The sequence below is a fragment of the Acidithiobacillus sp. HP-11 genome (assembly GCF_015100075.1).
Taxonomy (GTDB): domain Bacteria; phylum Pseudomonadota; class Gammaproteobacteria; order Acidithiobacillales; family Acidithiobacillaceae; genus Acidithiobacillus; species Acidithiobacillus thiooxidans.
On record NZ_JACKYY010000014.1, the window covers coordinates 23,480 to 49,073 of the forward strand.

Annotated in this window: 26 protein-coding genes; 11 read left to right on the plus strand and 15 right to left on the minus strand. The window is 55.3% G+C overall.

All coding sequences use genetic code 11. The annotated features are described in order from the left end of the window. Positions 1 to 86: 86 nt before the first annotated feature. From H7F08_RS05955 to H7F08_RS05975, 5 genes are read right to left on the minus strand one after another with little or no spacing between them, the layout of a single operon-like run. Positions 87 to 530, minus strand: a complete 444-nt coding sequence (locus H7F08_RS05955) for an SEL1-like repeat protein (protein WP_193640096.1) — start codon at positions 528 to 530, stop codon at positions 87 to 89. A 27-nt stretch (positions 531 to 557) separates the two neighbouring features. After that, positions 558 to 2,180 (minus strand): peptide chain release factor 3, encoded by a 1,623-nt coding sequence (locus H7F08_RS05960; RefSeq protein WP_193640097.1) that lies wholly within the window; start codon positions 2,178 to 2,180, stop codon positions 558 to 560. A gap of 8 nt (positions 2,181 to 2,188) precedes the next feature. Beyond that, positions 2,189 to 2,659, minus strand: a complete 471-nt coding sequence (gene rimI, locus H7F08_RS05965) for a ribosomal protein S18-alanine N-acetyltransferase (protein WP_031574019.1) — start codon at positions 2,657 to 2,659, stop codon at positions 2,189 to 2,191. Further along, positions 2,656 to 3,321, minus strand: coding sequence for a tRNA (adenosine(37)-N6)-threonylcarbamoyltransferase complex dimerization subunit type 1 TsaB (tsaB, locus tag H7F08_RS05970; protein ID WP_075323188.1), 666 nt, complete (start codon positions 3,319 to 3,321; stop codon positions 2,656 to 2,658). The genes rimI and tsaB overlap by 4 nt, the downstream gene beginning before the upstream one ends. After that, the gene (locus H7F08_RS05975) at positions 3,318 to 5,231 is read right to left on the minus strand and encodes an ATP-dependent DNA helicase (RefSeq protein WP_193640098.1); all 1,914 of its coding nucleotides are present in this window, start codon (positions 5,229 to 5,231) and stop codon (positions 3,318 to 3,320) included. The genes tsaB and H7F08_RS05975 overlap by 4 nt, the downstream gene beginning before the upstream one ends. A gap of 84 nt (positions 5,232 to 5,315) precedes the next feature. Here H7F08_RS05975 and H7F08_RS05980 point away from each other — a divergent pair, with 84 nt between their 5' ends. Continuing rightward, positions 5,316 to 5,639 carry a hypothetical protein gene (locus H7F08_RS05980; protein ID WP_031574028.1) on the plus strand — a complete coding sequence of 108 codons (324 nt, stop codon included), beginning with the start codon at positions 5,316 to 5,318 and terminating at the stop codon, positions 5,637 to 5,639. A 226-nt stretch (positions 5,640 to 5,865) separates the two neighbouring features. After that, entirely contained in the window at positions 5,866 to 7,035 is a 1,170-nt protein-coding gene (gene ccsB / locus H7F08_RS05985) for a c-type cytochrome biogenesis protein CcsB (protein ID WP_226831100.1), read from the plus strand. Positions 7,036 to 7,327: 292 nt separating this feature from the next. On the opposite strand, the gene H7F08_RS05990 is transcribed toward ccsB, so the two are convergent. Beyond that, the gene (locus H7F08_RS05990; protein ID WP_226831102.1) at positions 7,328 to 8,497 is read right to left on the minus strand and encodes a C40 family peptidase; all 1,170 of its coding nucleotides are present in this window, start codon (positions 8,495 to 8,497) and stop codon (positions 7,328 to 7,330) included. A 432-nt stretch (positions 8,498 to 8,929) separates the two neighbouring features. On the opposite strand from H7F08_RS05990, the gene H7F08_RS05995 reads away from it, so the two are divergent. The 7 genes from H7F08_RS05995 (at position 8,930) to H7F08_RS06025 (ending at position 15,729) form a co-directional block, all read left to right on the plus strand. After that, positions 8,930 to 9,499, plus strand: coding sequence for a thioredoxin fold domain-containing protein (locus tag H7F08_RS05995; protein ID WP_158006105.1), 570 nt, complete (start codon positions 8,930 to 8,932; stop codon positions 9,497 to 9,499). Between the two features lie 303 nt (positions 9,500 to 9,802). Further along, complete coding sequence (locus tag H7F08_RS06000) at positions 9,803 to 11,053, plus strand: carbohydrate porin (protein ID WP_031573218.1); 1,251 nt, start codon at positions 9,803 to 9,805, stop codon at positions 11,051 to 11,053. A gap of 27 nt (positions 11,054 to 11,080) precedes the next feature. Further along, the gene (locus H7F08_RS06005; protein ID WP_226842555.1) at positions 11,081 to 11,344 is read left to right on the plus strand and encodes a FeoA family protein; all 264 of its coding nucleotides are present in this window, start codon (positions 11,081 to 11,083) and stop codon (positions 11,342 to 11,344) included. Continuing rightward, positions 11,341 to 13,689 carry a Fe(2+) transporter permease subunit FeoB gene (gene feoB, locus H7F08_RS06010; protein WP_193640099.1) on the plus strand — a complete coding sequence of 783 codons (2,349 nt, stop codon included), beginning with the start codon at positions 11,341 to 11,343 and terminating at the stop codon, positions 13,687 to 13,689. The genes H7F08_RS06005 and feoB overlap by 4 nt, the downstream gene beginning before the upstream one ends. Next, positions 13,686 to 13,997, plus strand: a complete 312-nt coding sequence (locus tag H7F08_RS06015) for a FeoC-like transcriptional regulator (protein ID WP_010637335.1) — start codon at positions 13,686 to 13,688, stop codon at positions 13,995 to 13,997. The genes feoB and H7F08_RS06015 overlap by 4 nt, the downstream gene beginning before the upstream one ends. A gap of 114 nt (positions 13,998 to 14,111) precedes the next feature. After that, positions 14,112 to 14,984: an N-carbamoylputrescine amidase gene (gene aguB / locus H7F08_RS06020; RefSeq protein ID WP_031573213.1), complete on the plus strand. Its 873-nt coding sequence runs from the start codon at positions 14,112 to 14,114 to the stop codon at positions 14,982 to 14,984. Further along, positions 14,977 to 15,729, plus strand: a complete 753-nt coding sequence (locus tag H7F08_RS06025) for a gamma-glutamyl-gamma-aminobutyrate hydrolase family protein (RefSeq protein WP_024893017.1) — start codon at positions 14,977 to 14,979, stop codon at positions 15,727 to 15,729. The genes aguB and H7F08_RS06025 overlap by 8 nt, the downstream gene beginning before the upstream one ends. A gap of 40 nt (positions 15,730 to 15,769) precedes the next feature. On the opposite strand, the gene H7F08_RS06030 is transcribed toward H7F08_RS06025, so the two are convergent. From H7F08_RS06030 to H7F08_RS06045, 4 genes are read right to left on the minus strand one after another with little or no spacing between them, the layout of a single operon-like run. Then, the gene (locus H7F08_RS06030) at positions 15,770 to 16,417 is read right to left on the minus strand and encodes a VTT domain-containing protein (RefSeq protein ID WP_024893016.1); all 648 of its coding nucleotides are present in this window, start codon (positions 16,415 to 16,417) and stop codon (positions 15,770 to 15,772) included. Next, positions 16,417 to 16,779, minus strand: coding sequence for a hypothetical protein (locus tag H7F08_RS06035; RefSeq protein WP_031573209.1), 363 nt, complete (start codon positions 16,777 to 16,779; stop codon positions 16,417 to 16,419). The genes H7F08_RS06030 and H7F08_RS06035 overlap by 1 nt, the downstream gene beginning before the upstream one ends. Then, on the minus strand, positions 16,776 to 17,528 hold the full coding sequence (locus H7F08_RS06040) for a type 1 glutamine amidotransferase (protein WP_031573206.1): 753 nt from the start codon (positions 17,526 to 17,528) through the stop codon (positions 16,776 to 16,778). Before H7F08_RS06040 ends, H7F08_RS06035 begins: the two co-directional genes overlap by 4 nt. A gap of 26 nt (positions 17,529 to 17,554) precedes the next feature. Then, positions 17,555 to 18,481, minus strand: a complete 927-nt coding sequence (locus tag H7F08_RS06045) for a selenium metabolism-associated LysR family transcriptional regulator (protein ID WP_010637323.1) — start codon at positions 18,479 to 18,481, stop codon at positions 17,555 to 17,557. 84 nt (positions 18,482 to 18,565) lie between these two features. Here H7F08_RS06045 and H7F08_RS06050 point away from each other — a divergent pair, with 84 nt between their 5' ends. Both H7F08_RS06050 and H7F08_RS06055 read left to right on the plus strand, forming a co-directional pair. Next, positions 18,566 to 19,150, plus strand: coding sequence for a TM2 domain-containing protein (locus H7F08_RS06050; RefSeq protein WP_193640100.1), 585 nt, complete (start codon positions 18,566 to 18,568; stop codon positions 19,148 to 19,150). A gap of 129 nt (positions 19,151 to 19,279) precedes the next feature. Next, positions 19,280 to 19,468 carry a stability determinant gene (locus tag H7F08_RS06055; RefSeq protein WP_193640101.1) on the plus strand — a complete coding sequence of 63 codons (189 nt, stop codon included), beginning with the start codon at positions 19,280 to 19,282 and terminating at the stop codon, positions 19,466 to 19,468. A 136-nt stretch (positions 19,469 to 19,604) separates the two neighbouring features. Here H7F08_RS06055 and H7F08_RS06060 read toward each other — a convergent pair whose 3' ends face one another. The 5 genes from H7F08_RS06060 to H7F08_RS06080 all read right to left on the minus strand — a co-directional run bounded on the left by H7F08_RS06060 (position 19,605) and on the right by H7F08_RS06080 (position 25,592). Then, positions 19,605 to 19,886 carry a class I tRNA ligase family protein gene (locus tag H7F08_RS06060; protein ID WP_303646312.1) on the minus strand — a complete coding sequence of 94 codons (282 nt, stop codon included), beginning with the start codon at positions 19,884 to 19,886 and terminating at the stop codon, positions 19,605 to 19,607. Positions 19,887 to 19,969: 83 nt separating this feature from the next. Beyond that, positions 19,970 to 21,115: an aldo/keto reductase gene (locus H7F08_RS06065; RefSeq protein WP_031572242.1), complete on the minus strand. Its 1,146-nt coding sequence runs from the start codon at positions 21,113 to 21,115 to the stop codon at positions 19,970 to 19,972. Next, the gene (locus H7F08_RS06070) at positions 21,112 to 22,293 is read right to left on the minus strand and encodes an acetoin utilization protein AcuC (protein ID WP_193640102.1); all 1,182 of its coding nucleotides are present in this window, start codon (positions 22,291 to 22,293) and stop codon (positions 21,112 to 21,114) included. The genes H7F08_RS06065 and H7F08_RS06070 overlap by 4 nt, the downstream gene beginning before the upstream one ends. Further along, the gene (locus tag H7F08_RS06075; protein ID WP_193640103.1) at positions 22,293 to 24,785 is read right to left on the minus strand and encodes a nitric oxide reductase activation protein NorD; all 2,493 of its coding nucleotides are present in this window, start codon (positions 24,783 to 24,785) and stop codon (positions 22,293 to 22,295) included. The genes H7F08_RS06070 and H7F08_RS06075 overlap by 1 nt, the downstream gene beginning before the upstream one ends. A gap of 9 nt (positions 24,786 to 24,794) precedes the next feature. After that, a complete protein-coding gene (locus tag H7F08_RS06080; protein WP_010637306.1) occupies positions 24,795 to 25,592 on the minus strand; it encodes a CbbQ/NirQ/NorQ/GpvN family protein in 798 nt (265 codons plus the stop codon). Positions 25,593 to 25,594 lie beyond the last annotated feature (2 nt).

Sequence of the window (25,594 nt, forward strand, 5' to 3'; positions counted from 1 at the left end):
GGCTTTATCAGGAGGCTTGGTATTTTTCGGGATAGTGGTTTTTCTGTTGACGCGCAAATGAGCGATACGACCAGTCACAACAACCATCAATCCTGCCGCGCTGACTCCTGCGGGTTTGCGGGAAGCTGAGCAGCGGCTGGCAGGGCTGTTTCAAGCTGGGCAATATGGGCCATGCGCGCAAAATAGGCCTTGGCCTGTTGCGGATTTTTGCGCACACCCAGGCCTTCTTCGTAAGCAAGACCCAGGTCAAAATCAGCACGAGCCAGACCCAATCCTGCAGCTTTACGGTACCAATGGAGGGTTTCTGGCCAGCCTTTATGGACGGTGACTTCCTTACGGGTGATCAGCGGTGAATACAGGGTCCCCAGATAAAATGCCGCCTTGGCATCATGCCCACGGGCGAGCGCCTGCAACTGTGCTAAAGTGGCCGGATCAGACTCGGCCTGATTGCGCAATGACTCCAGGTCCTGGGCGGCCGCTGCCAGGGGCCAAATCAGCAGCATCAGGACCATCAGGGTGGATTTTTTCATCCGTGCAATCTCCTTTTGTCTATAATCTCAGGTATCCGCATGCTCCCGGGTGGCATGGAAGATGACCTGCGGCCAGCGTTCCATGGTCAAATCCAGATTCACCCGCGAGGGGGCCAGATAGGCAAGGCGCCCCCCCGCATCTTCAGCCAAATGATCTTCATGCTTACGGGTGAATTCTGCGAGGATTTTGGCATCCTCACATTGAATCCAGCGGGCCGTCTGGACGGTAACCGGATCAAAAATGGCTTCCACCGCGTATTCAGTTTTCAGGCGCTCTGCCACCACATCAAATTGCAGCACGCCCACTGCCCCCAGAATCATATCGCCACCCTGCAGTGGCTTGAAAACCTGGGTCGCGCCCTCCTCTGCCAACTGCTGCAGGCCTTTTTGCAGTTGCTTGGCCTTGAGCGGATTGCGCAGCCGCACCCGCCGGAACAATTCCGGCGCAAAATAGGGTATTCCCGTAAATTGCAGCGCCTCGCCCTGGCTGAAGCTGTCACCAATCTGAATGCTGCCATGGTTATGCAGGCCGATGATGTCCCCAGCATAGGCGTCTTCCACCAGTTCTCTTTCCTGGGCCAGAAAAGTGATGGGATTGTGCACCTGAATATCACGCCCTATACGCAGATGCTTGATTTTCATGCCACGCTGAAAATGACCGGAACAAACCCGCAAAAACGCTACCCGATCGCGATGCTGGGGATCCATATTGGCCTGTATTTTGAATACAAAGCCGCTGAAAGCCTGTTCATCGGGTTGCACCGCACGGCCAGTCGTTGGTCTTGGACGCGGCGAGGGTGCCCAGTCAATCAGGGCTCCGAGTAATTCCCGGACGCCGAAATTGTTGATGGCGGAGCCGAAAAATACCGGAGTCTGCTGTCCAGCCAGAAAATCTTCCAGTGAAAACGGGTTGGAAGCGGCTCGCAGCAACTCCACCTGTTCCCGCAACTCGGGCATTTCCTCAGGAAAGCGCCGGTCCAGCTCCGGATTATCCAGACCGGCAATCCGTTCCAGCTGATGCTCACGGGTTTCCTCACCAGGGGCGAACACCAGCACCTCATCCCGCAACAGGTGGTAGACCCCTCGAAAACGCTTGCCCATACCAATCGGCCAGGTGACGGGGGCGCATTGAATGCCCAGCACCGACTCCACTTCATCCATCAGTTCCGTAGGATCCCGGCTTTCGCGGTCAAACTTGTTCATGAAGGTGATGATGGGCGTATCGCGCAACCGGCACACTTCCAGCAATTTGATGGTCTGGGCTTCCACACCATTACCGCCGTCAATGACCATCAGGGCTGAATCCACGGCCGTCAGCACCCGATAAGTATCTTCGGAGAAGTCCTGGTGACCGGGCGTATCCAGCAGATTGATCACATGATCCGCATATTCAAACTGCATCACCGAACTCGCCACGGAAATACCGCGATTTTTTTCAATAGCCATCCAGTCACTGGTAGCATGGCGGCTACTTTTACGCGCCTTGACGGTCCCTGCCAGTTGAATGGCACCGCCAAACAACAACAGTTTTTCCGTCAGGGTAGTTTTACCCGCATCAGGATGGGAAATAATCGCAAAAGTCCGGCGCCGTTGAATAGCCTCCAGAAAGGCATCCACTGACGGAACCAGTGCTTCAGGTGAGGAAGACATAAGCTTTTTTAACCTTCTTTGAAAAAATGCACATCACGAACCAAAGACATGGACAAAACCAGAGCATCTTCGCGACCCTCGGTATTTCGATAATAATTCAAGCGCACCCCGATTTCATGAAAACCCGCCGAGCGGTACAACTGCTGGGCGGCCGTATTGGATACCCGGACCTCCAGAAAGGCGCGTTCTGCACCCAGTTGCCCGGCACGCGACAAAAGGTGCATAAGCATTTTACGCCCATACCCCCGGCGGCGCTGTGCCGGACTCACCCCCAGATTCAACACATGCGCTTCAGAGGCTCCGGTAGACAAGACACCAAAGGCAGTCAGGAGATCCGTTTCATCCTTCAGCACCCAGGCATCATATCCGGCCTGCATACAATCCCGGAATATGCCCCGCGTCCAGGGTCCAGGGGAAATGTGCGACTCCAGTGCCGCCACCGCATCCAGATCTTCCGCCTGCATCGGTCGCAACTTCATTTTTGTTGGTCCTGGGGCAGAAAGGGCCGGATATAATGGGGTTCGAGCTGGTCAGGACGACAACCGTCTTCGCCTCTGAGATGACGGGCCAGTGCCAGACGCAGAACCGCTTCTGCCTGCGGATAGGCGTCTTCCGTCCACCCCAGGACGTTATCCTGCTGCCATTCAGAATGATACAGGGGCCAAGCGCTACCCAGCCCCCAATACCCGCCCTCATGGGGCCAGGCCACTGCCCCGGGCGGGCAAACGCGCTCCTCGCCCTGCAATACTGGCAGCCCGGTACGCTCATCCTGCACATAGACGGCGGCATAGACCTCGCCTTTACGCGCATCAAGGGCCGTCAAAACTGATGGCTGGACGGTCGCTGCCGCCAACGCCTGCAAACTGGAAACCGGATATACGGGCAACCCCCGCGCCATCGCCAGAGCCTGGGCGGTACTGACCCCAATACGGACACCAGTAAAGCCGCCGGGTCCTACTCCGCAGGCGATCGCATCCAGATCGGCAAGAACCAGTCCGGCACGCTGCAATACCCTGCTGATCATCGGCAACAAGATCTGGCTGTGGGCGTTTGCCGCCACCTGACACTCCGCAACGCCATTCACGGCGACCGAGCAGGCTTCGGTAGCCGTATCTATCGCGAGAATAATCGGATCACTCATGACAGCGATGCCTTCCAGAATTGCTGCACGGCCTCCAGATCGCTCACGCGCCGCATGGGTGGCAAACTTTCCAGAAAAATCTTGCCATAAGCTTTGCTGCGCAGACGCGGATCGCAGAGCATGAGCACACCACGATCAGTTTCTGAGCGTATCAGGCGCCCTACGCCCTGGCGCAAGGCAATGACGGCCTGGGGTATTTGCAGTTCGCGAAAGGGGTCGCCGCCCGCTGCCTGACATTGTTCGGTACGCGCGCGCAAAATCGGATCAGATGGGCTGGCAAAAGGCAGTTTATCAATAATGACCGAGGACAGAGCCTCTCCCTGCACATCCACACCTTCCCAGAAACTCGCCGCGCCCAGCAACACGGCATTGCCTAGACTGCGGAACCGGTCCAGCAAGCGCGAACGCGGCATGCTGCCCTGTACCAGCACGGGAAACCCCAGTTGGCGGGGCAGAAAGGATGCGGCCTCCTGCAGGGCGCGATGACTGGTAAACAGGATAAAAGTCCGCCCGGCACTGGCCTCAATCACTGGTATGGCGGCTTGCAAGCAGGCTGTCGTATAACCTGGATGACTGGGCTCAGGCAGGCCAGAGGGTAAATACAGTAAAGATTGGCGGGCATAATCAAAAGGTGAAGCGGCATTGAAAGTCTGTGCGCCACTAAGACCCAGCGCCCGCTCGGTGACCGTAAAACTGTCTCCCACCCGCAAGGTCGCACTGGTCAACACCAGTGCCTCAATAGGCTCCAGCAGATATTTTTGCAGCGGTCCAGCCACATCCAGGGGGGTGGCGTGTAACTGCACAGTACGCGTTCTCTTCTCCTGCCAGAACACCATTTCGGGGGCATTATGCAGCAAAAAAAACTCGACGCTGGCCAGCAGCGCCACGCCCCGTGCCGCACATTGTTCCAACCCCTTGCCTCGGGCGGAGGCCTGATGAAGGGCGTGCAGCAAGGTGATTCCGGCCTGACGTAAATGGATAAAAGCCGCTTCCTCGGGAGAACCCGGTGTCAGGGTCCACAGAATCCGTTCCTCACCCGCCCCGAGGGCAGTGCGCCAGGCACTGGTCGCCGTCTCCAGTTCGGCAGCGGCCTGCAGCAGGAGCGCGTCATCTGCCGCTTCACCAAGGGCTTCCACACGACTGTCCCTGGCCCAGTCCCACAACTGGTGACTGCTGAGTTGCCGCCCAAAGTAGCGGCCCGCCAGGTCAAAAACCTGATGAGCCTCATCCAGCACCATCGCTTCCACCCGGGGCAGCAGATCGCCCATGCCATTGGCCTTGAGTGCCAGATCGGAAAAAAGCAGATGGTGGTTCACCACCAGCAAATCGGCTTCGTGAGCCTTGCGCCGTGCTTCCACGACATGACAACGCTGATAATCAGGACATTCACTACCCAGACAATTATCCCGGGTTGAAGTCACCAGCGGCCACACCGCCGAGTCTTCCGGGACCCCACTGACTTCCGCTATATCTCCCTCCCGGGTGCGCCCCGCCCAATCCACAATTTTGGCGAGAGGAGCCGCCAGCAATGGCGCAACGCCCTCACTGCTGAAACGCTGGAGACGGTGCAGACAAAGATAGTTGGATCGCCCCTTGAGACGGCTGACGCGCATCGGCTTACCCACCACATCCGTGAGCAAGGGAATGTCTTTTTCGAGAATCTGGTCTTGCAGCGCCTTGCTCCCGGTGGAAACCAGCACCTTGCGTCCGGAAAGCATGGCGGGCAACAAGTAGGCAAACGTTTTACCTGTACCCGTACCCGCTTCAATCAATGCAACCCCACCCTGCTGCAAGGTTTGGGCAACCTGCGCGGCCATGGCCTGCTGCTGGGCACGCGCCCGAAACTGCGGCAAGCGTTGTGCCAAGGCCCCATTTTGTCCCAGATTTTCTGACCAGTCTGTTATTGTCACTGACAACGCCTGAATTTCATGCCTACTCCCGCTGCGCGCTCTGTCCTGCTATTTTTACACAATTCCGCCATAAATAGGGCATTCATGTATAAACGACGTGCACACATACTCTTTTGGCATCCGAGCCAACCTGAAAAGGCCCAATATGCTGCCCAGTTAGCCGCTGAACTTGGCGGTGAGTGGCTGATCGCCAAAGCCAATTCGGCAGAATACTTATGGCCCGATCTTATTATTGCGCTGGACTGTGATGGGATCCCTGATCTGGAACGGGCAACTCATACCCAATGCAAATTCTGGCCAGTTTACTCCACGGATCCTGAAAATAACCTGCGAGAACGCATTCTGGGTGTCATCGGCGGTTTTCGCTTACTGGCCAGACTGGATCAAAGTACACCGCCGCAAGCCTGAGCCCGGGTGAACAAGCTGGCCCTTTCGGAACCAGGCGTATTGTCCCGATTGTTCGATTAGGCCCAAAAGTTTAAAATTATGTGTAAGTTAGCGCATTCTGAAAGCGAGCATCTTGACCCTTGCGGATAGATAAAAAGCCCTGACTGTTCGGGCTTAATTATTGCTTAAAGCCCTTATAAAATTGTAAACAGATGCCAAACACTACCGCGAAACAGGAGCCAACAAGATGTCAGCGCAACTCCAATCACCCTATTTTTCACTCAAAGAGCCCGCATCCATAGAAAACTCCAAAGCTCAGCGTATTGCCTGGGCCATTTTTCTGAGCGTCGGCGCCGTTGCCACCTGGGCCGTATTTCGTGCCGAATTCTGGATGTGGCAATTCATCATCCTCGGTATGTGGTATGCCGGGCTTATGTGGTTTGGTCTGAAATGGCCGGCTTTCCGGGCTTTGTTTCTGGTCGTCATGGCCATTGCCGGCACCGGAGTAGGGCTTTATCAATGGGGTTTCACAACGCACAACAGCCTCGCAATACGTTATTTTTTCCACAGTAATGCAATGTTTTACTGGATGAGTGGCGCGATTCTGCTCAGTGCCGCCGGCTACTATTTGTATTTGTTTGCCGGTAACCAGAATGCGGGCAACTGGGGGCATCGCCTGGCCTGGATTGCCGTTGTTCTGGGCTTTACCGGTCTGGCCATTCGCTGGCGAGAAACCTATATCGGCCACCCATCCTGGGGACATATTCCCGTCAGCAATATATATGATGTGATGGTGTTATTTTGTGCGACCACCATCCTGTTTTACTTGTTTCACGAAAATCGCACAGAAAACCGGGGATTGGGGGCTTTTGTTCTGCCTTTGGTGCTGGTCGCTGATATTTTTCTGATCTGGGTGGGTGCGGCTTATCATTTGAACCGTATTCAACCACTGATTCCGGCATTGCAGAGTTTCTGGATGAAAATCCATGTACCCTCCATGTTCATTGCCTACGCCAATTTTTACATTTCAGCCATGGCCGGTTTGGCCTATTTGCTGAAAGAACGCGCCATCAGCAGCGGTAACTTCCTGCGTGATCGCCTGCCCAGCCTGGAATTACTGGACAAGACCTTTTCCGGAACCATCGCCTTCGGATTTTTGTTTTTTACGGTCGGCACCATTCTCGGTGCAGTCTGGGCTGCCAAGGCCTGGGGGGGATTCTGGTCCTGGGACCCCAAGGAAACCTGGGCTCTGATTGTCTGGCTGAATTATGCCGGCTTCCTGCACGCCCGTAGTCAGCGCAACTGGGAAGGACGCCCCATGGCCTGGTGGGCATTTATCAGCCTGATCGTCGTTACCTTCTGTTTCATCGGCGTCGACTTGTTCCTGGGTGGGCTGCACTCCTACGGCAAACTCTGAATTGTCAGACAGACGGCCGTGGGCCGGGAAGCTTTGCAGCGACTTTGGCCCGCGCCGTTGTTGTTCTTGGTGAAATCCTGCGCCCGTCAGGAGAGCTGCTTGAGCCCAAAGGGCGAGTTCTCTCCTGACAGCAGGATGAGCCTTAGAACAACAGGCAAGGGACGTTGGAGCAAAAAGCTTCCCGGCCCACGGCCGCCTTTACGATGAACCGTAAAGCCAAACATCAAAGAAGCACAACCCGCAGCTTCAAGTCTGCGGGTTTTTTGTGCAATGCTCTGTCGGTAAAGCAAACTTAATAAGAGTTGGCTACCGGCAAGCTGCGCGCGCCGTCATAATGCGCTGCCCAATAAGGATCATTCAGGCTGCCAATCTGGACACCAGTGCTGGGTGTCTGGGCGCTGACGAAACGCTGGTGACCGATGTATATACCTACGTGAGAATAAGCCCGATGCATGGTATCAAAAAACACCAGATCTCCGGGCTTGAGGTTTTCCCGGGACACCTTGTGCAACTCCGCAGCCTGGGCATAAGAAGTGCGCGGCACCTGAATGTCAAATTTGGCCAGTATGTATTTCACGAAGCCACTGCAATCAAAACCTGAAGCCGGACTCATCCCGCCCCAGCGATAGGGGGCACCAATAAACTTCAAGGCCGAAACCACCATGGCCCGGGGCGAAAGCCAGGAATCGCCCGAGGACGACGAAGCATTGCTCCCGGTATTAGTTTGATCCGCCTGTTGTTGGGCCATATCGTCTGCCAATTCAGCAGCAGCCTGAGGCCCGCTGGCGGCGTCGCCGCTGGACTCTAAAGCCTGCAGCGGATGACGGGCCCAGTGATAGGCCTGACTGGCGAACATTTCCAGGGCAATGCGCAGATGTGACTGTTCCGGCGCGGAAGTGGCGACCACTGCATCCACCGGGGCTGCCGCTGGCTTGGCCGGAGAATCTGTAGTCATCGTGCTGGCTGCGAGACCGGTTTTCACCAGCACCAGGGATTGATCCACAAAGTCGGGGCTGGTGACCGAATTGTCAGGGGCATCCGGAAACGAATGAACAGGAAATTGGTAATTTGTTACCGGCTGAGGTGCTGCACCTACTCCCGCAAATTCCACCGGGGAAAGATGCATCAACTGCAGGGCCGTTGGCGTCAAAGCCGTATAATCGGCTGCTTCGACTGGTAAAGCCTTATGCCTATGCGAAACTTTTCGGACCGATTTGACGGCATGATAACGTCTCGAATAGAGATGCCTGGGAGAGGTCTCCCGATGATACCGATGCGCATCCACTCGATGAGCTGCCGTCTTAACATGATGTGGCGCGGCCTGAGCCACAGCAACACCTCCTGTACACAAACATACCGCTAAAGCAATCTGCCAGCGATGCTTCTTCTTCATTCTTATCTCCAGAATCACCTGGGAATCGCCGCTGCGTAATCTGCCCAAGGGCTGATTATGCAGAGACATTGCCATTTCTCATAAAGTTGAAAGAGAAACTTCGAGGCTACCCCCTGAACCCAACAAAAAAGCCGAACGTTGGTTCGGCTCGATGAGAATTACCCGGACTACGGAACACGCGGGCCGACACCGAATCAAAACTGCCGGCAGTTTGGGGCGCCAAGCCCCAAATAACCAGACAGTCTTCTCCCGAATCAATTCGAATATTAGCCATTAGTAAAATCGATGCTCCATAGTCCGTATTTGGGAATATAGGTGGAATTGCCGGGACAGGCAAGGTCTGAAAAGCAATTTTTTTCCTGATTTCCGAAAAATACTTAAAACTGGCCTGAGTATTGCTTTAATACAAGGAGATAGCAAAAATCAAGGAGCGCATGCATGTTCTCTTCTGTCTTAATGAGCAAAAAAAGTTGGCTTTATTCTATAGGCTTAGCGTTTTCCATGACCCTCATGACAAGCGGCTTCAGCCCGTCTGGCCAAGCCTCGACGCTGGGCCAGATGGCAGCCAGTTTTGCCCCAAAGCGCACAGTGGCCAGCTCTGCACAGATCTGGCAGCGACTCAATCATGCCCGCTGGTTCGTCCAAGGTTCGGGGCCACACATCATTTATCTGATATTTGATCCGAACTGCCCCTATTGCCATCTTCTCATCCAGGAACTGCAATCTCTGATCAAACCCGATCAACTCAGCATACGCTATGTTCCCGTGGGCTTTCTGGAACCTTCCAGTACCGGCAAAGCTGCCGCGATTCTGGAGGCGAAAAACCCACTGAAGGCCCTATGGGAAAATGAAAAAGGGTTTACGGAAAAAGGTCATGATGGTGCCATCCGGGAAATTCTGCCCAGTACGGCAACTGAAAAAGCACTGAAAAACAACCTGAGCATACTCGAAGCCACCGGCCAGAAAACTGTCCCTACCATGCTTTACATGGATAGCCACAATCAGCCACAAATTGTCTGGCAGGTTCTGGATGCTAAAAATCTCGCCCAGACCCTAAAGGGACTTCACTAGCCAAATTTGGAGCCGATGCCGGACTGGGAAGCTTTGCAGCGACTTTGGCCCGCGCCGTTGTTGTTCTTGGTGAAATCCTGCGCCCGTCAGGAGAGCTGTCTGAGCCCAAAGGGCGAGTTCTCTCCTGACAGCAGGATGAGCCTTAGAACAACAGGCAAGGGGCGTTGGAGCAAAAAGCTTCCCAGCCCGGCATCGGCTCCAGCTTCCCGCAAAAAAATAATCCAAAAATATTGACATTGCCAACAGCCTCTATAATATTAAGAATCATTATCGTTAATATTCTAATAACGGAGCGTATCTGCAATGTCTCGCCTGTCTTTTTCCTTGGCGACTGCACTTTGTGCGGCGTCTTTTCTGGGCTGTCCAGTAATCGGTTACGCTGATGCTGCTGACAGCAACCCGGAATCCTCCATACCCAACACCCCCGGACTTTCTGCAAAGTACTTACCTGCTTACTCCCACATCGGCAACGGGCTATCCTGGGCGGGACATCTGGACAGCGAGATTTTTTCCAATTTTTCGGGAGGAATCAAGCAAGGCAGTGAAGGCAATATTGTCGGACAAATCGGGGCTGAATATGACACCGACAAAGCCGGGCTCTGGAAGGGAGGCAAATTCACCCTCTCCCTGATGGGCATTTACAGTAGTGGCATTCAGCAAAACTATAGTGGTGATATTCAGACTGCCAGTAATATCTGGGCGCCCAATGCCGTCCGTTTTTACGATGCCGCCTATCGGCAACGCTGGAATGACTGGCTCAACACCCGGGTCGGTTATATGGACGTCAACTATTATTTTGATGTTGCCGCCAATGCCCTGCAATTGATCAACAGCTCTTTTGGCATATCGCCCACCATCACGGTCAACGTCCCCGGCACTGCCACCTATCCCTATTCCGGCCTCGGCCTGCTGGTCAGCACACACACGCAAAATGTGAGTAACAAATTAGCAATTTTTCAGGGTGACCCACAGCATCAGACTTCTGCTTTTGAACGAGGCTACATGGCCCTGTGGGAAGGCGCTCTGCACTGGGGTCACAAAGCCGACGAAGACATGGAGGACAATACCGATGAATATGGCCAATATGAATTAAAAATCGGTGCCTGGCACTACCAGCAGGCCAACCCCGAACTTTATGGCTTATCACCCAGCACCGCTGGTGCCTATGGCATCGTCGAAGGAAACTGGACACTGCCGGGTGAACGCCAGCTCGGCGCATTTGTGCAGGCCGGGGCAGCGCCGCAAAACTTCAATCCCGTCCCCTGGTACCTGGGCGTGGGCTTGCGGCTCGGGCATCCCTTTGCAGACCGCCCGGACGACAGCATTTCCATTGGTATGGCCAGAGCCTGGTTACGCCCTGAGGCCGTCGCTGCGGGACTGGATGTGGAACCAGCCAGCATCCATCCCGCTGAAACCAGCTATGAACTCACTTATCTGGCAAAAGTAACGGAGCACATCAATATTCAGCCGGATTTGCAATACATCCAGCATCCTTCCGGTTATTACCCGGATGCTCTGGTCGGTATTTTGCGTCTGCACCTCGAATTTTTTTGAATGTTGAATCAGGAAGCCTATTCATCCATGAACATGCACAATCTTACTTCTGAAAATCCTTCACGCAGCCTCGATCAGTTACCCGGCGCTGCCTCCGCGCGCATTGACCGAATTGCTGGTGATCGGAACATGCAGCAACGTCTGCAAATGCTGGGTATTCGTCCGGGCGTCGCACTGCATATTGTCCACGGCCCCAACAAACGTGGGGTAGTCATTCAAATCAACGGGGCGCGTTTTGCCATCGGCAACAGCATGGTTCAGAAAATATGGGTTACGGAGCTATCCGCATGAGCGCCTGTCATGAAAATCAGGGAAGAGCAGCCCCAGTCCTGTCCGAACAAAGCATTGTTCTTGCGGGTAATCCCAACTGTGGCAAGACCACGGTGTTCAACCTGCTCACCGGCGCTCACCAGCAGGTCGGCAACTGGCCGGGGGTCACGGTAGAAAAACGCAGCGGCAGCCTGCAGCTTGCCAAGAAGAAAGTTTCGGTTATCGATCTTCCCGGCGTTTACAGCCTGATGGGTGGTGGCGGAGAGGATCAACGGGTCGCCCGGGATTTTCTGCTGGATACCCCGGTAGACCTGATTGTCAACATTGTTGATGCTTCCAATCTGGAACGCCATCTCGCCTTGACCGCCGAATTGCTGGAAACCGGCCACCCCATGCTGCTCATCATGAATATGACGGACGAGGCAGAAGCCAGAGGCTGGAAGTTACATTGTGCTGAGCTGGAAAATGCTTTGGGAATTCCCGTAGTGCCTATGGTAGCGCGAAAAAACAAAGGACGGGACTATTTACTCCAGAGGATGATTGAAGCCTTGCAAAAAAAGCCGCAGGGTCATCCAATCGTTTATCCGGTCCCTGTGGAAGAAGCACTGCAAACACTGGGGACAGCAATAAGCGGACCAAATACGGCCAGAACCAGGGTGGACGCTCTGCGTCTGCTGGATGGCTCTGCGCAACCCTCTTCAGAGCAGAACGCGAAAATCCTGAAAGACTTGCGCCGGCATATTGAGTTGATCAGTGATGAGGATCCCGCTGACCTGGTCATGGACCGGCGTTTTTCCTGGGCTCACGACATGGCGGGTATTGCCCTGCAAGACCACGGGAAGAAGGGTCTGCGTGAAAAAATCAATCACCATCTGGATCGCATTGTGCTCAATGAATGGCTGGGTGTACCGATATTTTTGCTGGTTCTTTATCTGGTGTTTGTCGTAAGTTTCAGTGGCGGCAATATTTTCCTGGATTTTTTTGATCAGGCTTCTGCGGCTCTGCTCATCCATGGAACCGGGCATCTCCTGTTGCTGACGGGTTTACCGGACTGGCTGATTTCAGTGATTGCCGGCGGGGTTGGCGGCGGTCTCAATCTGGTGATTTCCTTTATCCCCCCCATTGGCCTTACTTTTCTCTTTCTGGCATTTCTGGATGACTCCGGCTATATGGCGCGTGCCGCCTATGCCATGGATCGCCTGATGCGACGCATGGGCTTACCCGGCAACGCGCTGGTGCCCATGGTCATTGGTTTTGGCTGCAATGTTCCGGCCATTATGGGTGCGCGTATTATCGAGGATCCGCGTGGACGCATTTTGACCGTGTTGATGCAACCCTTCATGTCCTGCTCGGCGCGTCTCACCATCTACATGGCTTTTGCGGTCGTATTTTTCCGCAGCAATGGTGGTCAGGTCGTATTTGCCTTATATGTTCTGGGCATAGTGGTCGCGCTGCTCACGGCCTGGTTGCTGGGGAAAACGGCCCTGCGCGGTGAAGCCATGCCTTTTGTCATGGAACTGCCGCCCTACCGCCTGCCCAGTTTCCGCAGCGCCGTCCTGCAAAGCTGGCAGCGCCTGAAGGTCTTTATTTTCCGGGTCGGCAAGGTCATCGCCGTCATCGGTCTGGTGCTCTTCATCCTGCCCGGCATCGGCTGGACCAGTCAGGGACTGCGCAGCACGGACATTGATCACTCCCTGCTGGCCCAAGGCAGTCAGGCATTGGTTCCGATATTCGCACCCATGGGCATCAAGACTGACAACTGGCCCGCCGTATCCGGCCTCATTGCCGGTGCGGCAGCCAAGGAAATCGTCATCGGCACCCTCAATGGTATTTATCAACGCCAAAATGCGGCGGATTTGATGGCGGATTACCGGCAGCCCGACATTATCGGCCAACTGCGGGATGCGCTAATGACCATTCCGGCTAATGCCCTGACCTTTATACGCACACTGGACGATCCTCTGGGCTTGAGTGCCATGACTTCCACCACTGAAACGGAGCAGGCCTCCGGCGCAGAAAGCGCCACCCTGCAAGCCATTGCCGCAGGCTTTACGCCGCTCTCGGCTTTTGCTTACCTGGTGTTTGTATTGCTCTATGTACCCTGCGCCAGCACCATGGGAGCCCTGCGCCGGGAAGTCGGTTGGGGATGGATGGGGTTTTCCCTGCTTTACGGCACCGGTCTCGCTTGGGGTACCAGTACGCTCATTTTTCAGGCAGGAACTTTCGTCGCCCACCCTGCTGCATCACTGGCCTGGATAGCCGGGATTCTGACGAGCTTCGGACTGCTGATCATTGCCCTGCGCATTTATGGGCGACGCCAGGAAGCGAGTCCCGCAGCCAGCATCAAAAAGCAGGCTGCGGTATGAGCACATTGTTTGCCGTGCGCGACAGCCTGCGTGATCACACTCTGCTGACCAGCAGCCAGATTGCCGTAATTTTGAACCTGCCCAAAAGCACGGTAGAAGATATGCTGCTTTACTGGCAAAGCCGGGGGCGCGTCGAGGCTGTTTCACTCTCTTCAGCTAAAAGCTGTGGGAGTTCGTGCCAGTCTGGAAGTTGCAGCAGTTGCGCCAGCCCAGCACAAAATGCGGCACTGCAAGCCTGGCGTTGGCGGGACCCGTCCGAAGTTTCTGCGGGTAGCGTCATGACTTTTCACCCGCCACAACATCCCTGAGTTCAGCCAAATCCCGAAAACTGCTCGGATCATCAGGCCCTCTTGCCCCTCCCGGTGGCTCCTCTATACTCCAATTTGGAGAATCGGCCAGAAGTTTGCGGACAGAGGTGCATCATGCAGGTAAAAGTAGCTGCCATTCAGATGGCAGTCGGCGACAACGAAGCGGAAAACATCGACAAGGCACTGCAGCAGGTACATTGTGCTGCAGATGCTGGAGCGAACATCATCCTCCTCCAGGAGTTATTCAGCACACCCTACTTTTGCAAGGATCAGAACCCGGATTTTTTGGCACTGGCTCAGCCGCGCAGCTCCCATCCCGCATTACTCGCCCTGCAAAAGCTGGCGAAAGACCGGCATCTGGTCCTGCCCGTGAGTTTTTTTGAGCGCGCCAACAACGCCTTTTTTAATAGTGTGGTGGTTTTTGATGCCGACGGAAAGGATCTGGGGCTGTACCGTAAAGCCCATATCCCCGATGGTCCCGGCTATCAGGAAAAATTTTACTTCAGTCCCGGCGACACCGGCTTCAAAATTTTCGACACCCAATATGGCCGAATTGGCGTCGCCATCTGCTGGGACCAATGGTTTCCCGAAGCCGCCCGGGTGATGGCACTGCAAGGGGCGGAAATCCTGTTTTATCCCACCGCCATCGGTTCCGAACCCCGTGCCCCGGAAATCAATAGTCGTGGGCACTGGACCCGGGTGATGCAGGGACATGCCGCTGCCAATCTGGTCCCGCTCGTAGCGGCGAATCGGATCGGCCACGAAATAGGCGCGGAAAGCAGCATCACCTTTTATGGCGGCTCTTTTATCAGTGATCCGACCGGGGCCCTGCTCGCCCAGGCTGACCAGGAGGAATGCATCCTCTATGCTGATCTGGATTTATCCAAACTGGCGGCACAACGGGCCGAGTGGGGATTATTCCGGGATCGCCGCCCGGAGTTGTACGCGCCCATCCTCAGCCTGGATGGAAACCCTTCCGATGGATGAGATTTTACCTCCGGAACCCCCGGTCATCGCCCTCAGCGCTTATGAGCGGAACGGCGAACCTTTTTCCCTTGCGCCCCAGTACGCCGCAGCCGTATGCCAGGCGGGAGGTCTGCCGGTTTTGTTTCCACCCCAATGTCCGGAAGCCCGGATTATTTTGTCGCGCTGCGATGCCCTGGTGCTGACGGGTGGTGGAGATATTTCCCCGGAGTTTTATCGCGCTACCTGTGATGAAAGTGTGTACATGGTGCATCCAGATCGCGATGCAGCAGAAATTGCCCTGGCACGGGAAGCCATCGCCCGCCGCATTCCGGTATTGGGTATTTGTCGTGGCCTGCAAATCATCAATGTCGCGCTGGGGGGTGACCTCCTGCAGGATTTACCCAAAAATATTGGTACCCGCATCTGTCATCGCAACAATGACGGGGATCCCATCATGCATGAAGTCATTGTCCTGCCGGATACCCTTTTGGGCAGCATTGTTCGTCGGGAAACCCTGGAAATTTCTTCCTGGCATCATCAGGCTATTGCCAACATGGCCCCGTCCCTGCGTATCAACGCCATCGCCGAAGATGGCGTGATTGAGGCCGTGGACATGCCCGACAACCCGGATATTTTCGCCGTACAGTGGCACCCGGAACATACTGCCGCTGGTGATCCCCATCAGCAGGCGCTTTTCAACTGGCTGGTGAAACGTGCCGAGCGCCGCATTGTGCGGACCATCGAACGACAGGAAAACAAGAGCTGAACGGTTAATCTTGCAGGCTTCAGCCGAACTCTACACAGATTCAGGGTGCAGGATTACCGGCGGGCTGCAGACGCTGTTGTAACCAGGCAAAACCCGCTGGCAACAGGGAAATCACAATGATGGCGATCAAAACCAGGTTCAGATGGGTTTTCACCCAGGGGAAGCTACCCAGAAAATAGCCAGCACCGAGCAGTCCGCCCACCCAGAGAAATGCCCCGGTCAGATTAAAGATGACAAAACGCCGATAAGGCATGGCGGCAATACCGGCGACAAAGGGTGCAAAGGTGCGGATAATGGGCAGCAGCCTGGCGATGACTACTGTTTTTCCGCCATGCCGGGCATAAAAACGCTGGGTGGTTTCCAGATGGCGGATGTTCAACAGCTTACCGCCAAACAGATGCACACCCCAGCGCTTGCCCACCCAGTAATTGACTGCATCTCCCAGTACCGCCGCTGTCACCAGCAAAAACAGTAGCCAGGGTGCGCTCATGGCTCCCACTCCGGCCAGGGTGCCACACACAAAAAGCATGGAATCCCCGGGAAGAATGGGCATGATGACCAGCCCCGTTTCTGCAAACAGAATCAGAAAAAGAAGGGCATACACCCAAGCCCCGTACTCCTGCAAAAACAAAAGCAGGTAATGGTCAAAGTGCAGAAGCATCTGCAGCAAGTGATGAACATCCGACATCAGCTGTCTTCCGAAACTCCGCAGTAGCGTTGATAGTGGCGCTCAAACATGATTTCCATTTCGGCGATCACCGTTTCTGCCTCTATCCCGCCCATGACATGCCTGGACATCAGGCTGGATGTATCATTGAGCATTTCCTTGGCATCCAGCATGCTGTAACTCTCCCGCAGCCGCTTGATGGCACCCACTACGCTTTCGCCTTCGCGGGCAGGCAACAGGTTGGGCTTTTCAATCACTTTTTCCTGCGGCGCTTCAGGTTTCTGGCGACTGCGCATAAACTCGGCAAAAGCCACTACCTGTTCCTGCCCGGCAGCATCCAGTTTGCGCATCACTTTCAGGAACTGACGCTCACGACTATTCATACATCACTACCCGTATCCACTTTCAGGGAAAATACCGGAGGCTTACGCTTTTCGGTCATCAGCGCCAGCTCGCGAACTAGGGCAACAATCACGCGGTCAGTGGTTTTCTGCATTTCCGGCCAGAGACTGCGGCATTGTTCCAGTAACTCACCAACATTTTCAGGGGGTTCGCGATCCTCTTCCATGAGAATGTCTTCAATCAGACCCGGTTTCATTTCCGGTCGAAACAGCAGACCTACCGCACCCTCTTCAGGGCGGAAAGCAATCCAGCGGCCTTCATCATCTACTACTAGAGGCTGGATGCCTTCCGGCAAAATGGCGGTTCCCGGCGACCAGACCATCACTTTGGCACCGTCCACAGCCTGAGCCAGAGGATCGTTTTTACCCGCTTCCGTGGCATGCGCCGTTGTAAAATAAGCGTTATGGTAAGGTTCGAGTTGTAATTCAGCGCCTTCATATTTAGCCAGCAGCAGCGCCCCCAGCCCGAAACCCACTACCGGTCTGCGGTTTTTACGGAACATGGCAATGGTTTTGATTTCCTGCTCCAGCCATTCGTATTTTTCTGTTTCCAGCGGAGACATCGGCCCACCCAACAAAAACAGGGCATCAAAAGTCAGGGCATTCCCCGGTAATTCACCACTCAAAAAAACCCGAAAATAACTGAAACCGATGTCGCGCTTTTCCAGTTGGCTTTCCACGATTCCCAGAAATTCGGAATAACTGTGCTGCACGACTGCAAAATGCTTCATTCATACTCCTCAAAACTTCTCGTTGATTAGACCTCGCGACGCACCGGCATGGCCAACATGTCCTTGCTGCAACGTTCCTTGGCAAACTCCAGAAATTCATCCATAACCAGGCTGCGGAATTTTTGTTTCTGGTACACAAAAAAGTACGGCCTTGCCAGGGCCGGGCTCAAGGGCCGGGCCAGCAAGGTCCCCAGGGCCAGTTCTTTCAGCACTGTGGCCTCAGAGACAATGGCCACGCCGAGCCCCCCTTCTACCGCGCCCTTGACCGCCTCAGGGCTGCCCAATTCCATGGTGATATGCAAATCATCCGTATCTATGCCGGCCTGATGCAGATATTCCATGGTGACTTCCCGGGTGCCGGAACCTTCTTCGCGGGAAACAAAAGGATAATCCAGCAACTCTTGAGCAGACACGCTTTCATGGAGACCCAGGGCATGATCAGGCTGGGCGATGACAATCATGGAATCCATGCAACATTTGAGCGTGGCCAGACTTTTATTGGTCACCACACCTTCCACCAGTCCCAAATCAATGCTGTTGTCTTCAATCATGTGGACAATTTTGTCGGTATTTCCTACATGCAGGCGTACCTGCACGTCCGGATATTTCATTTTGAAATCACCGAGCAGACGGGGAAGCATATACTCGGCAATGGTGGTACTGGCTCCGATCAGCAAATGACCACGCAAGTCTCCCGTCATTTCTCCAACCCGATTGGACATTTCCGTGTACAGGGAAATGATGCGTTCCGAGTATTCGTACACCACCAGGCCCGCTTCAGTGAGGCTGATGCGATTATGGGTACGGTCAAACAACCGTGTATTGAATTGCTCTTCAAGCTGCTTCACCTGAAAAGTCACCGCAGGCTGCGTCATGTGCAAAGTATCTGCCGCTTTGGTAAAGCTGAGCATCCTTGCCACCGTGTGAAAAACCTGTAACCGTCGATCTGCCATGAAAATCCTTAGTCACCCACGACTTTTAATGAGTTTAGGGGTAATATCTGAGCGCTTCAATACAGTATTTAAGGAGGATAACCCATGCCCAAGGCTTGGGAAAAGCTCGATCTGCAAGGCGCCGGGGTACAGAGTTTACAAATTCGCTTGCAAAAACTCCAGAAAAAACCTCTATGGGCCTATCTATATTGGTTTTTGTTCCCCTCTGGCGCCCATCGTTTTTATCTGGAAGAGTCCTGGGCCTGGGTATTTCCGCTGGTGACGACCGCCGTAGTGGTTCTGGCCGTATTAGGGTTACTCTGGGAGGCCATTGTTGTGGCCGTCCTGATGCTGGCGTTCGCTCTTTGGGATCTCAGCCGCATCAGCCACTGGATCAGCACCTATAACAAGGAGTTGCGCAAGGCCAGCTGGTTTGCCCGACAAACCCCTGCCGCACCTGCTGGTTATCAGGGGCGCACGGATACGGGTGAGGCGCCTGCCCAGTGGCAACGGGAGTTACAAAACTATACAGCCACCAAGGAAAGTGAACGGGCCGGGCATCCTGCTGCACAAAATCCTGCCAACAAAGGGTTTGCCCCGGGGCAAAGACGCATGTCTTTTGCGGAACAGGAAAAACTGTTGCGGGAAATTGCCAGTGCCCCCAAAGGCGAAAAACCCAAAGATCATTAGGTGGGTCTGGACGTTAGGATGGTTCCGGCAAGAGCGAAAAGCGCCTAATATAGCCTTTAAGGGCCGTATGGTTGGCCAAATGAGGGCGTTAAACCCTCTCTGATGATAGATACCAAGGAGCAACCTAGGATGAATGCCATTTTACCATCCATCATCTCCGAGTTTGAAACCGCCGAGCAGGAGGCCAGCTACACGGCTTGGCTGCAGGCCAAGACGGCCGCCAGCATAGCTGACCAGCGCCCGGGCATCCCGCACGATGAGATTGAGAGGCGCATGGCCGAGGGACTAGCACGGCTCAGACAGCGCAAGACGCCCTGATGATGCTACCCATCTTCTGGCTTGAGTCGGCCGACGCCGATCTGGCCGCCATCATAGACTACATCATCGTGTCACGGCCACCTGCATAGAGATCGTGAACGTGGTACATGCTCGCCGTGAGTTCCCCTGTTTCAATTCAAAATAAACGGTCATAGCGAATACCGAAATGATCCCAAAGGCTACGGAACGTGCTAATGATCGTGCCAGAGTACTCGGCAGGTGTTTTTCCCCGGCTGCGGGCAGCCTGCTCTATCTTCTGGCCATGTTCATCCGTTCCTGTAAGGAAAAAAGTATGCGCCCCCTTGAGTTCATGGTAACGCGCCAGAATGTCGGCGATAATCGTCGTATAGGCATGGCCAATGTGGGGCACGTCGTTGACATAGTAGATCGGCGTAGTGACGTAAAACTTCTCTGGCATTTTTATTCCTCTGTCAATCCAGAATTAACATCAGAGCAAACGGTCCTCCGCATAAAAACCAGAAAAGCCCGGTTCGCTCAACACTACTTTTCCTTTTCAAACATCGCCAGATAGCGTTCTTTGGGTAAGGGGAGCTGCTTGGCCACTGCTAAAAAATCTGCCAGATGCAGGGGTGAACTCATTCCCACCAGGGTGACACCAATGCCCGGCGTCGAGCGCACAAACTGAATGGCCCGTTGCGCCGCATTGGCCAGTTCGGGAATTCCTTCCTGCAAGGAGGGGATTTCTTCCCGGGCCAGCAATCCTTTGCCCAGGGTATGGCTGGCCATGACGGTCAGCTTGAGCTGAAAAGCGGCCTGAATGGTCGAACCAATATTTCCCTGCCCGGTAACCTGACTGAAGCGCGTGTAGGCTTCGGGCATCAGGGCATTAAAGGGGAGTTCCACTACCCGCAGATGGTGTCTGTTGCCTTCACCGGCTGCCTTCTCGGCCAGCCCAATCAGACTGGTCAGGGACTGGAACAGGGTGTGATCGGTTTCCACCCGACAGGCGTTGAAGGTAGAGATGCCATAATAACGAATTTTGTTTTCATTGACCGCCTGTTCCAACACGGTAAAGACCTGGAGCAACTTCTGGTACATGCGTTCTTTGCCAATCAGCGGAATATGTACCTCCGGCTGATCCACCAGAAACACATCCAGGGTTTCCAGACCGGTTTGGCTGCGTAAATCATCCAGTTGCCAGGCAATATATTCGGGGCTCAGACAATGCACATTCTGGGCGAGGTCTTCTTCCTTGCCCAGGCCTTTGGCGACCACTTCCTCGCGAAAAAAGGCGAGAGGATCTTCGGGACGCCCGCCCGTGAAGGTCAGGAACCCGCCCTTGCCCACCACAAAAAACTCCTCGCGGAGAATTCCCGCCGCCATGGCCTTGGCAATACCCGCCCCCACCGCCCGACCAGCCCGGCCAAAACGATAATTCGCACCAGTATCAATCACATTAATCCCGGACTGCAGGGCCTGAGCGACAATGGCCGCCACGGCCAGATCCGTCACATCATCCACGGCGCCGGGGAATGTGCCGACCCCCAAGGAGGACAGCTTGATCCGGGTATTCAGAAAATCACTGAAATGTTCTTCCGCCAGAGTCTCTGCAAAACGCGCTACATAGGCCTTACTGCCGACACTATTGGCGGCTCCGGGAATCAATGTGTTATCCGCAGCATTCACGCAGCGTTTCTCCTGTTTGCAAAAAGGGGATGATGGTGGAACAGATACTCCAGACGATCGGTCACTTCGTTTCGCAAGGGACCCGGCAAGGGCAGATCATCCAGATACTGGAATTGACGGCTGTAATCGGGGGCGTCTTCATCGTCCAGATCCCATTCCACGCCTTCCAGCAGGGCTCGGCCTGACTCGGGCAGATTTTCATCCAGCGTCCGCCCGGACAAAATCGCCCAGACCCCGGTCCAGCAGCGTGCCAAAGCAATGGGATGATACCCTCCTCCACCCAGCACCAGCAAACGCGGGCTTTCGGCGAGCAGACGCCGAATCACCTGCCAGAACAGTCCATTGGATATCCGGAATTTGCTCAGCGGATCGGGAGACAAAATGTCCGTACCCGCCTGCAAGACCACCACATCCGGAACAAACTGCCCCATGACCCGGGGCCATAGGGCCTCGAAAACTGCCGCGTATTCCGTGTCGTTGATTTCTGCGGGCAAGGGCAGATTGACTGCCATTCCTTCATGGTCATCCAGCCCGCCCCCCTGAAAAGGATAAGCATAAGCCGTGTCCATATGCAGGGAAACCGTCAAGGTATCAGGATCCGCATGAAAAGCCGCCTCTACCCCGTCGCCATGATGGGCGTCCATATCCCAGTACAACACGCGCAGCCCGGCCCTGCGCAGATGCTGGATAGCCAGTACCGGATCATTCAGATAACAAAATCCGCGCGCCTGACCGGGTGCCGCATGGTGCATGCCTCCTGCCGGACTGAAAGCGGTGAAACCCTGCAATACCTGCTCTGCAGCCAATATGCTGGAGCCCGTAGCCAGATTGGGCGTATCAAAAAAACCGGGAAAATAGGGATTTTCCAAGGTACCCAGTTGATATTGCTTACGATCTGTGTCGCGGACATTACCGCGAAACTGGGCGCGTTCAAAGCCCTGGATATAATCGCGGGTATGAAAGCCAAACAGCTCCTGATGACTGGCCGGACGTCCCAGGCAATACTCCTCGGGAGCAATAGCCCCATAACTGTTGATCAGATCCAGAGTCAGGGAAACGCGCGGAATCGCCAGCGGATGATTGCTGCCATAACTGGCGCGGCGATATCGGGCAGCGCCAACAAAGCGGGCCGGACGCGTAGCCGCAAGTCGTGGCTGCAATAATTCCTTTTCATTCATCAGCCATGCCCCCGCAGACGCAGGTACACTTCGGGCAAGCGCGCCGGCAGGCTATCCAGATGCGGCAGCACCAGATAATGTCCCTGCCCGAAAACCTGCGGCAAATATTCTCCACCCTGGGGATCAAGACTGATACAGAAGGCGTGAATACCCAGTTCCAGCGCTTCCCGCACCGCCATGCGGGTATCTTCCTGCAAATAGCGGGCATCTCCCCCGTCATCATAATCTGCCGGACGACCATCGGAAAGAATCAGTAACAGGCGGCGCTGGGCCGGGCTGCGCAGCATCAGTTTGCTGCTGTGGCGGATAGCCGCGCCCATGCGCGTCGCCAGACGCCCCGACAAGCCTCCCAGCAGGGCCCTGGCCCGTGCGTCAAATCTGTCGGTGAAGCGCTTGATGGGATACATCAGCACCTCATCATGATATTTGCTCGCAAAACCATAGACCGCAAAGGGATCTCCCACTTCCAGCAACGCTTCGCCAAACAGCAGCATGGCTGCACGCAGCCGGTCCACCACCCGAACCCCGGAATCTCCCGCTTCGGCCATGATCGAGGTGGAAAGATCGGCCAGCAGCAGCACCGCCGTATCCCTTTGCTGGGGACGACGTTGCAAATACACGCTGGCTTTGGGCGAACGTCCGGCACGTTTTTCAATCAGAAACTGCACAGCAGCTTCAAGATCCGGTTCCTCCCCTTCATACTGACGACGACGGGGAGACATCCGGGTCGGCTTCTGGGCCTGTAAGGCGCGCTTCAGACGCCGCAAAGTCCCATCATATTCAGCCGCTATTTCAATGGCCTTGGCTTCATCTTTTTCGCGCAGCTTACGCTCGTGCACCCGCGCCCAGTCCATTTTGTACTGCTGATGGCGGTAGTCCCACTCGCGGTAGGGCCAGCCGCCCTTGGGGCCTTTCACCCCCCGACCACTGCCCGCCACCTTGGCCGGCAAAGGAATACCCACACCCACGCGCCCGCCCGTACCCTGAATATCTTCGGGCGGGATTTCCATATCCGGGTCATTCCCCTCGGCGGCCTGTGGAGTTTCCTTGGGTTTTTCCTGATGACCCGCCGCACCCAGGGCACTGTCACCCTCTACTTCCGGTCCATCGCTGCCGTGTTTTTGCCGGGGATAGACGGGCCTTGCGGCATTGGGAGAATGGCCGGGCAAATAAGCACGGGCACGCTCCGTGAGGGTCAAAGGCGGCAGAGTGGTTGTGGCATACAAGGCCATAGCCACCCGGAAGGCATCCACAATACCGGCTTCGCTACGGGTCAGATCCGCCAGATCAGAGCTCAAGCGACCTTGCTGGTAATCTTCCAGATAACGCTGGGCCTGTTCATAGTAGACAGCAGCCACACCCTCAGGGAGTCCGTGCTTGCGGGCCGCCCGGACAACCCGGGAGATGTACCCTGGCATTTCCCGATCCAGCGCTACATCTACGCGCAGGTCTTCACACAAATCAAAAATCATCTGGAAACGAATCAGGTCTTCGCCAAACTGGGCAAACAGCGGTCGCCAGGTAATGCGCTGATCGGGGTCCAGGGGTGGATGCTCCATGCCAATTTCCGCAAACAGGGCGTGGATGGCGTCCTGCTCATAACTGTCATAAGCCAGATGCGCACCCGTATGGTAAAAAGCCAGCAGGGCTTCTTCCCGATCCGGCATGACCGCTGGTACAAACAGACTGCGGCCATCGGTTTCCAGAAAACTGCGGCCTCCTTCCAGACTCCAGTCGCCCTCTTCCAAAGGCAAATGCAATCCGGTCCAGGCCTGCAGCAATAAACCAAACAAGCGCTTGTGGGTTCCCATCCGAAAACCGGGCAGCACCTCCAGCAGAAAGCTGCGGGCTTCATCACTTTCCAGACGAAACCAGGCCTCACCCCGAATCCGACCGGCAGCCAGCACATCTGCCCCGCGTCGCGCCCATTCCGCTACACCGTCCAGACCACAGATGCCGCGCACCTTGATGGCGCCATCCAGATAAGTCCCCAGACCCAGACGGCCCTTGGCCAGACTGTCAGCAGGCTGCAGCAGGGCAGTCAGGCCAGTGGTACCGTTATCCCCAAAAAGCATCGCCACCGGCATCCGAAAATAAGCCGCAGCACTATCTACATGACGATCAACCCAGGCCGCCCCCAGCTTGAACCACAGCGCTTCACCTTCGGCCCCCCAGTTTTTACGCACCATGGCCGCCTGCGCAAAAAAACCGACTACGGCGCGAAAGGTTCCGCGCTGAGTCAGAAACTGCCGCGCTTGTTCCAGCCAGGGATCCAGACCGCCAAAAGCCGCTACCATGTTGGCCGTGGCATGAAAATAGGCCTTACCGGCTTCCCGGTCATAAAAAAACAGGTCTCGGCCTGTTTCCAGAAAGCGCAGGGCAGCCGCTTCCCCAAGCGGCGCCACTGCGGGCAAGGCTTCGCGGGCATCCCGTCCGGCCACAAAACTGATGGCCGCCAGATGCTCGAGGATTTCTTCGGTCGCTTCCGACATGAAAGCTCCTTAACGTTCCGGGAAAAAAGTCCGGAAAATTTCCAGCAAGGCTTCGCTCAACTCCGGATCATCCGTTTGCGGGTTGATGATCGCCATGGTGCAGGCTTCCAGGGATTCCAGTCCCGCCACCATCAACGCTCCAGCGTAAATCAGCGCGCGCGTCGAAGTCACTTCCTGCAGACCCTGATCCTTGAGATTCCGGGCTTTATCTGCTGCCGCCACCAGGGCCTTGGAGCGGGATTCATCCAGCCCCGCCTCTTTCATGACAATCCGGGTTTCCACCTCGGCCGGGGGATAGGTAAAATTCATACCCACAAAACGCTGTTTGGTCGAGGGTTTAAGATCTTTCAAAACCGTCTGGTAACCGGGATTGTAGGAAATGACCAGCATGAAATCGGGATGCGCATTGATTTCCGTGCCCAGTTTTTCAATAGGCAGATGGCGGCGATGGTCCGTCAGGGGATGGATCACGACGGTCGTGTCGGTCCGCGCTTCAACAATTTCATCCAGATAGCAGATCGCCCCCTCACGCACCGCCTTGGTCAAGGGTCCGTCCTGCCAGACCGTGGCATCTCCTTCAATGAGAAAGCGCCCGACCAGGTCTGAACTGGTCAGATCTTCGTGGCAGGCTACGGTAATCAGGGGCCGCTTGAGGCGCCAGGCCATATGTTCCAGAAAGCGGGTTTTGCCGCAGCCCGTCGGGCCTTTGAGCATGACCGGCAAACGGCGGCTCCAGGCCGCCATAAACACCCCGACTTCATTGGCTACGGGTTGGTAAAAAGGTTCCTGGATAATCATTTCACTCATTA

Bases quoted from the DNA above. Each gene is read 5' to 3' on its own strand.
- H7F08_RS05955 (WP_193640096.1), bottom strand. From the start codon at position 530: ATGAAAAAATCCACCCTGATGGTCCTGATGCTGCTGATTTGGCCCCTG.
- H7F08_RS05960 (WP_193640097.1), bottom strand. From the start codon at position 2,180: ATGTCTTCCTCACCTGAAGCACTGGTTCCGTCAGTGGATGCCTTTCTG.
- rimI (WP_031574019.1), bottom strand. From the start codon at position 2,659: ATGAAGTTGCGACCGATGCAGGCGGAAGATCTGGATGCGGTGGCGGCA.
- tsaB (WP_075323188.1), bottom strand. From the start codon at position 3,321: ATGAGTGATCCGATTATTCTCGCGATAGATACGGCTACCGAAGCCTGC.
- H7F08_RS05980 (WP_031574028.1), top strand. From the start codon at position 5,316: ATGTATAAACGACGTGCACACATACTCTTTTGGCATCCGAGCCAACCT.
- ccsB (WP_226831100.1), top strand. From the start codon at position 5,866: ATGTCAGCGCAACTCCAATCACCCTATTTTTCACTCAAAGAGCCCGCA.
- H7F08_RS05990 (WP_226831102.1), bottom strand. From the start codon at position 8,497: ATGTCTCTGCATAATCAGCCCTTGGGCAGATTACGCAGCGGCGATTCC.
- H7F08_RS05995 (WP_158006105.1), top strand. From the start codon at position 8,930: ATGACCCTCATGACAAGCGGCTTCAGCCCGTCTGGCCAAGCCTCGACG.
- H7F08_RS06000 (WP_031573218.1), top strand. From the start codon at position 9,803: ATGTCTCGCCTGTCTTTTTCCTTGGCGACTGCACTTTGTGCGGCGTCT.
- H7F08_RS06005 (WP_226842555.1), top strand. From the start codon at position 11,081: ATGAACATGCACAATCTTACTTCTGAAAATCCTTCACGCAGCCTCGAT.
- feoB (WP_193640099.1), top strand. From the start codon at position 11,341: ATGAGCGCCTGTCATGAAAATCAGGGAAGAGCAGCCCCAGTCCTGTCC.
- H7F08_RS06015 (WP_010637335.1), top strand. From the start codon at position 13,686: ATGAGCACATTGTTTGCCGTGCGCGACAGCCTGCGTGATCACACTCTG.
- aguB (WP_031573213.1), top strand. From the start codon at position 14,112: ATGCAGGTAAAAGTAGCTGCCATTCAGATGGCAGTCGGCGACAACGAA.
- H7F08_RS06025 (WP_024893017.1), top strand. From the start codon at position 14,977: ATGGATGAGATTTTACCTCCGGAACCCCCGGTCATCGCCCTCAGCGCT.
- H7F08_RS06030 (WP_024893016.1), bottom strand. From the start codon at position 16,417: ATGTCGGATGTTCATCACTTGCTGCAGATGCTTCTGCACTTTGACCAT.
- H7F08_RS06035 (WP_031573209.1), bottom strand. From the start codon at position 16,779: ATGAATAGTCGTGAGCGTCAGTTCCTGAAAGTGATGCGCAAACTGGAT.
- H7F08_RS06040 (WP_031573206.1), bottom strand. From the start codon at position 17,528: ATGAAGCATTTTGCAGTCGTGCAGCACAGTTATTCCGAATTTCTGGGA.
- H7F08_RS06045 (WP_010637323.1), bottom strand. From the start codon at position 18,481: ATGGCAGATCGACGGTTACAGGTTTTTCACACGGTGGCAAGGATGCTC.
- H7F08_RS06050 (WP_193640100.1), top strand. From the start codon at position 18,566: ATGCCCAAGGCTTGGGAAAAGCTCGATCTGCAAGGCGCCGGGGTACAG.
- H7F08_RS06055 (WP_193640101.1), top strand. From the start codon at position 19,280: ATGAATGCCATTTTACCATCCATCATCTCCGAGTTTGAAACCGCCGAG.
- H7F08_RS06060 (WP_303646312.1), bottom strand. From the start codon at position 19,886: ATGCCAGAGAAGTTTTACGTCACTACGCCGATCTACTATGTCAACGAC.
- H7F08_RS06070 (WP_193640102.1), bottom strand. From the start codon at position 22,293: ATGAATGAAAAGGAATTATTGCAGCCACGACTTGCGGCTACGCGTCCG.
- H7F08_RS06075 (WP_193640103.1), bottom strand. From the start codon at position 24,785: ATGTCGGAAGCGACCGAAGAAATCCTCGAGCATCTGGCGGCCATCAGT.
- H7F08_RS06080 (WP_010637306.1), bottom strand. From the start codon at position 25,592: ATGAGTGAAATGATTATCCAGGAACCTTTTTACCAACCCGTAGCCAAT.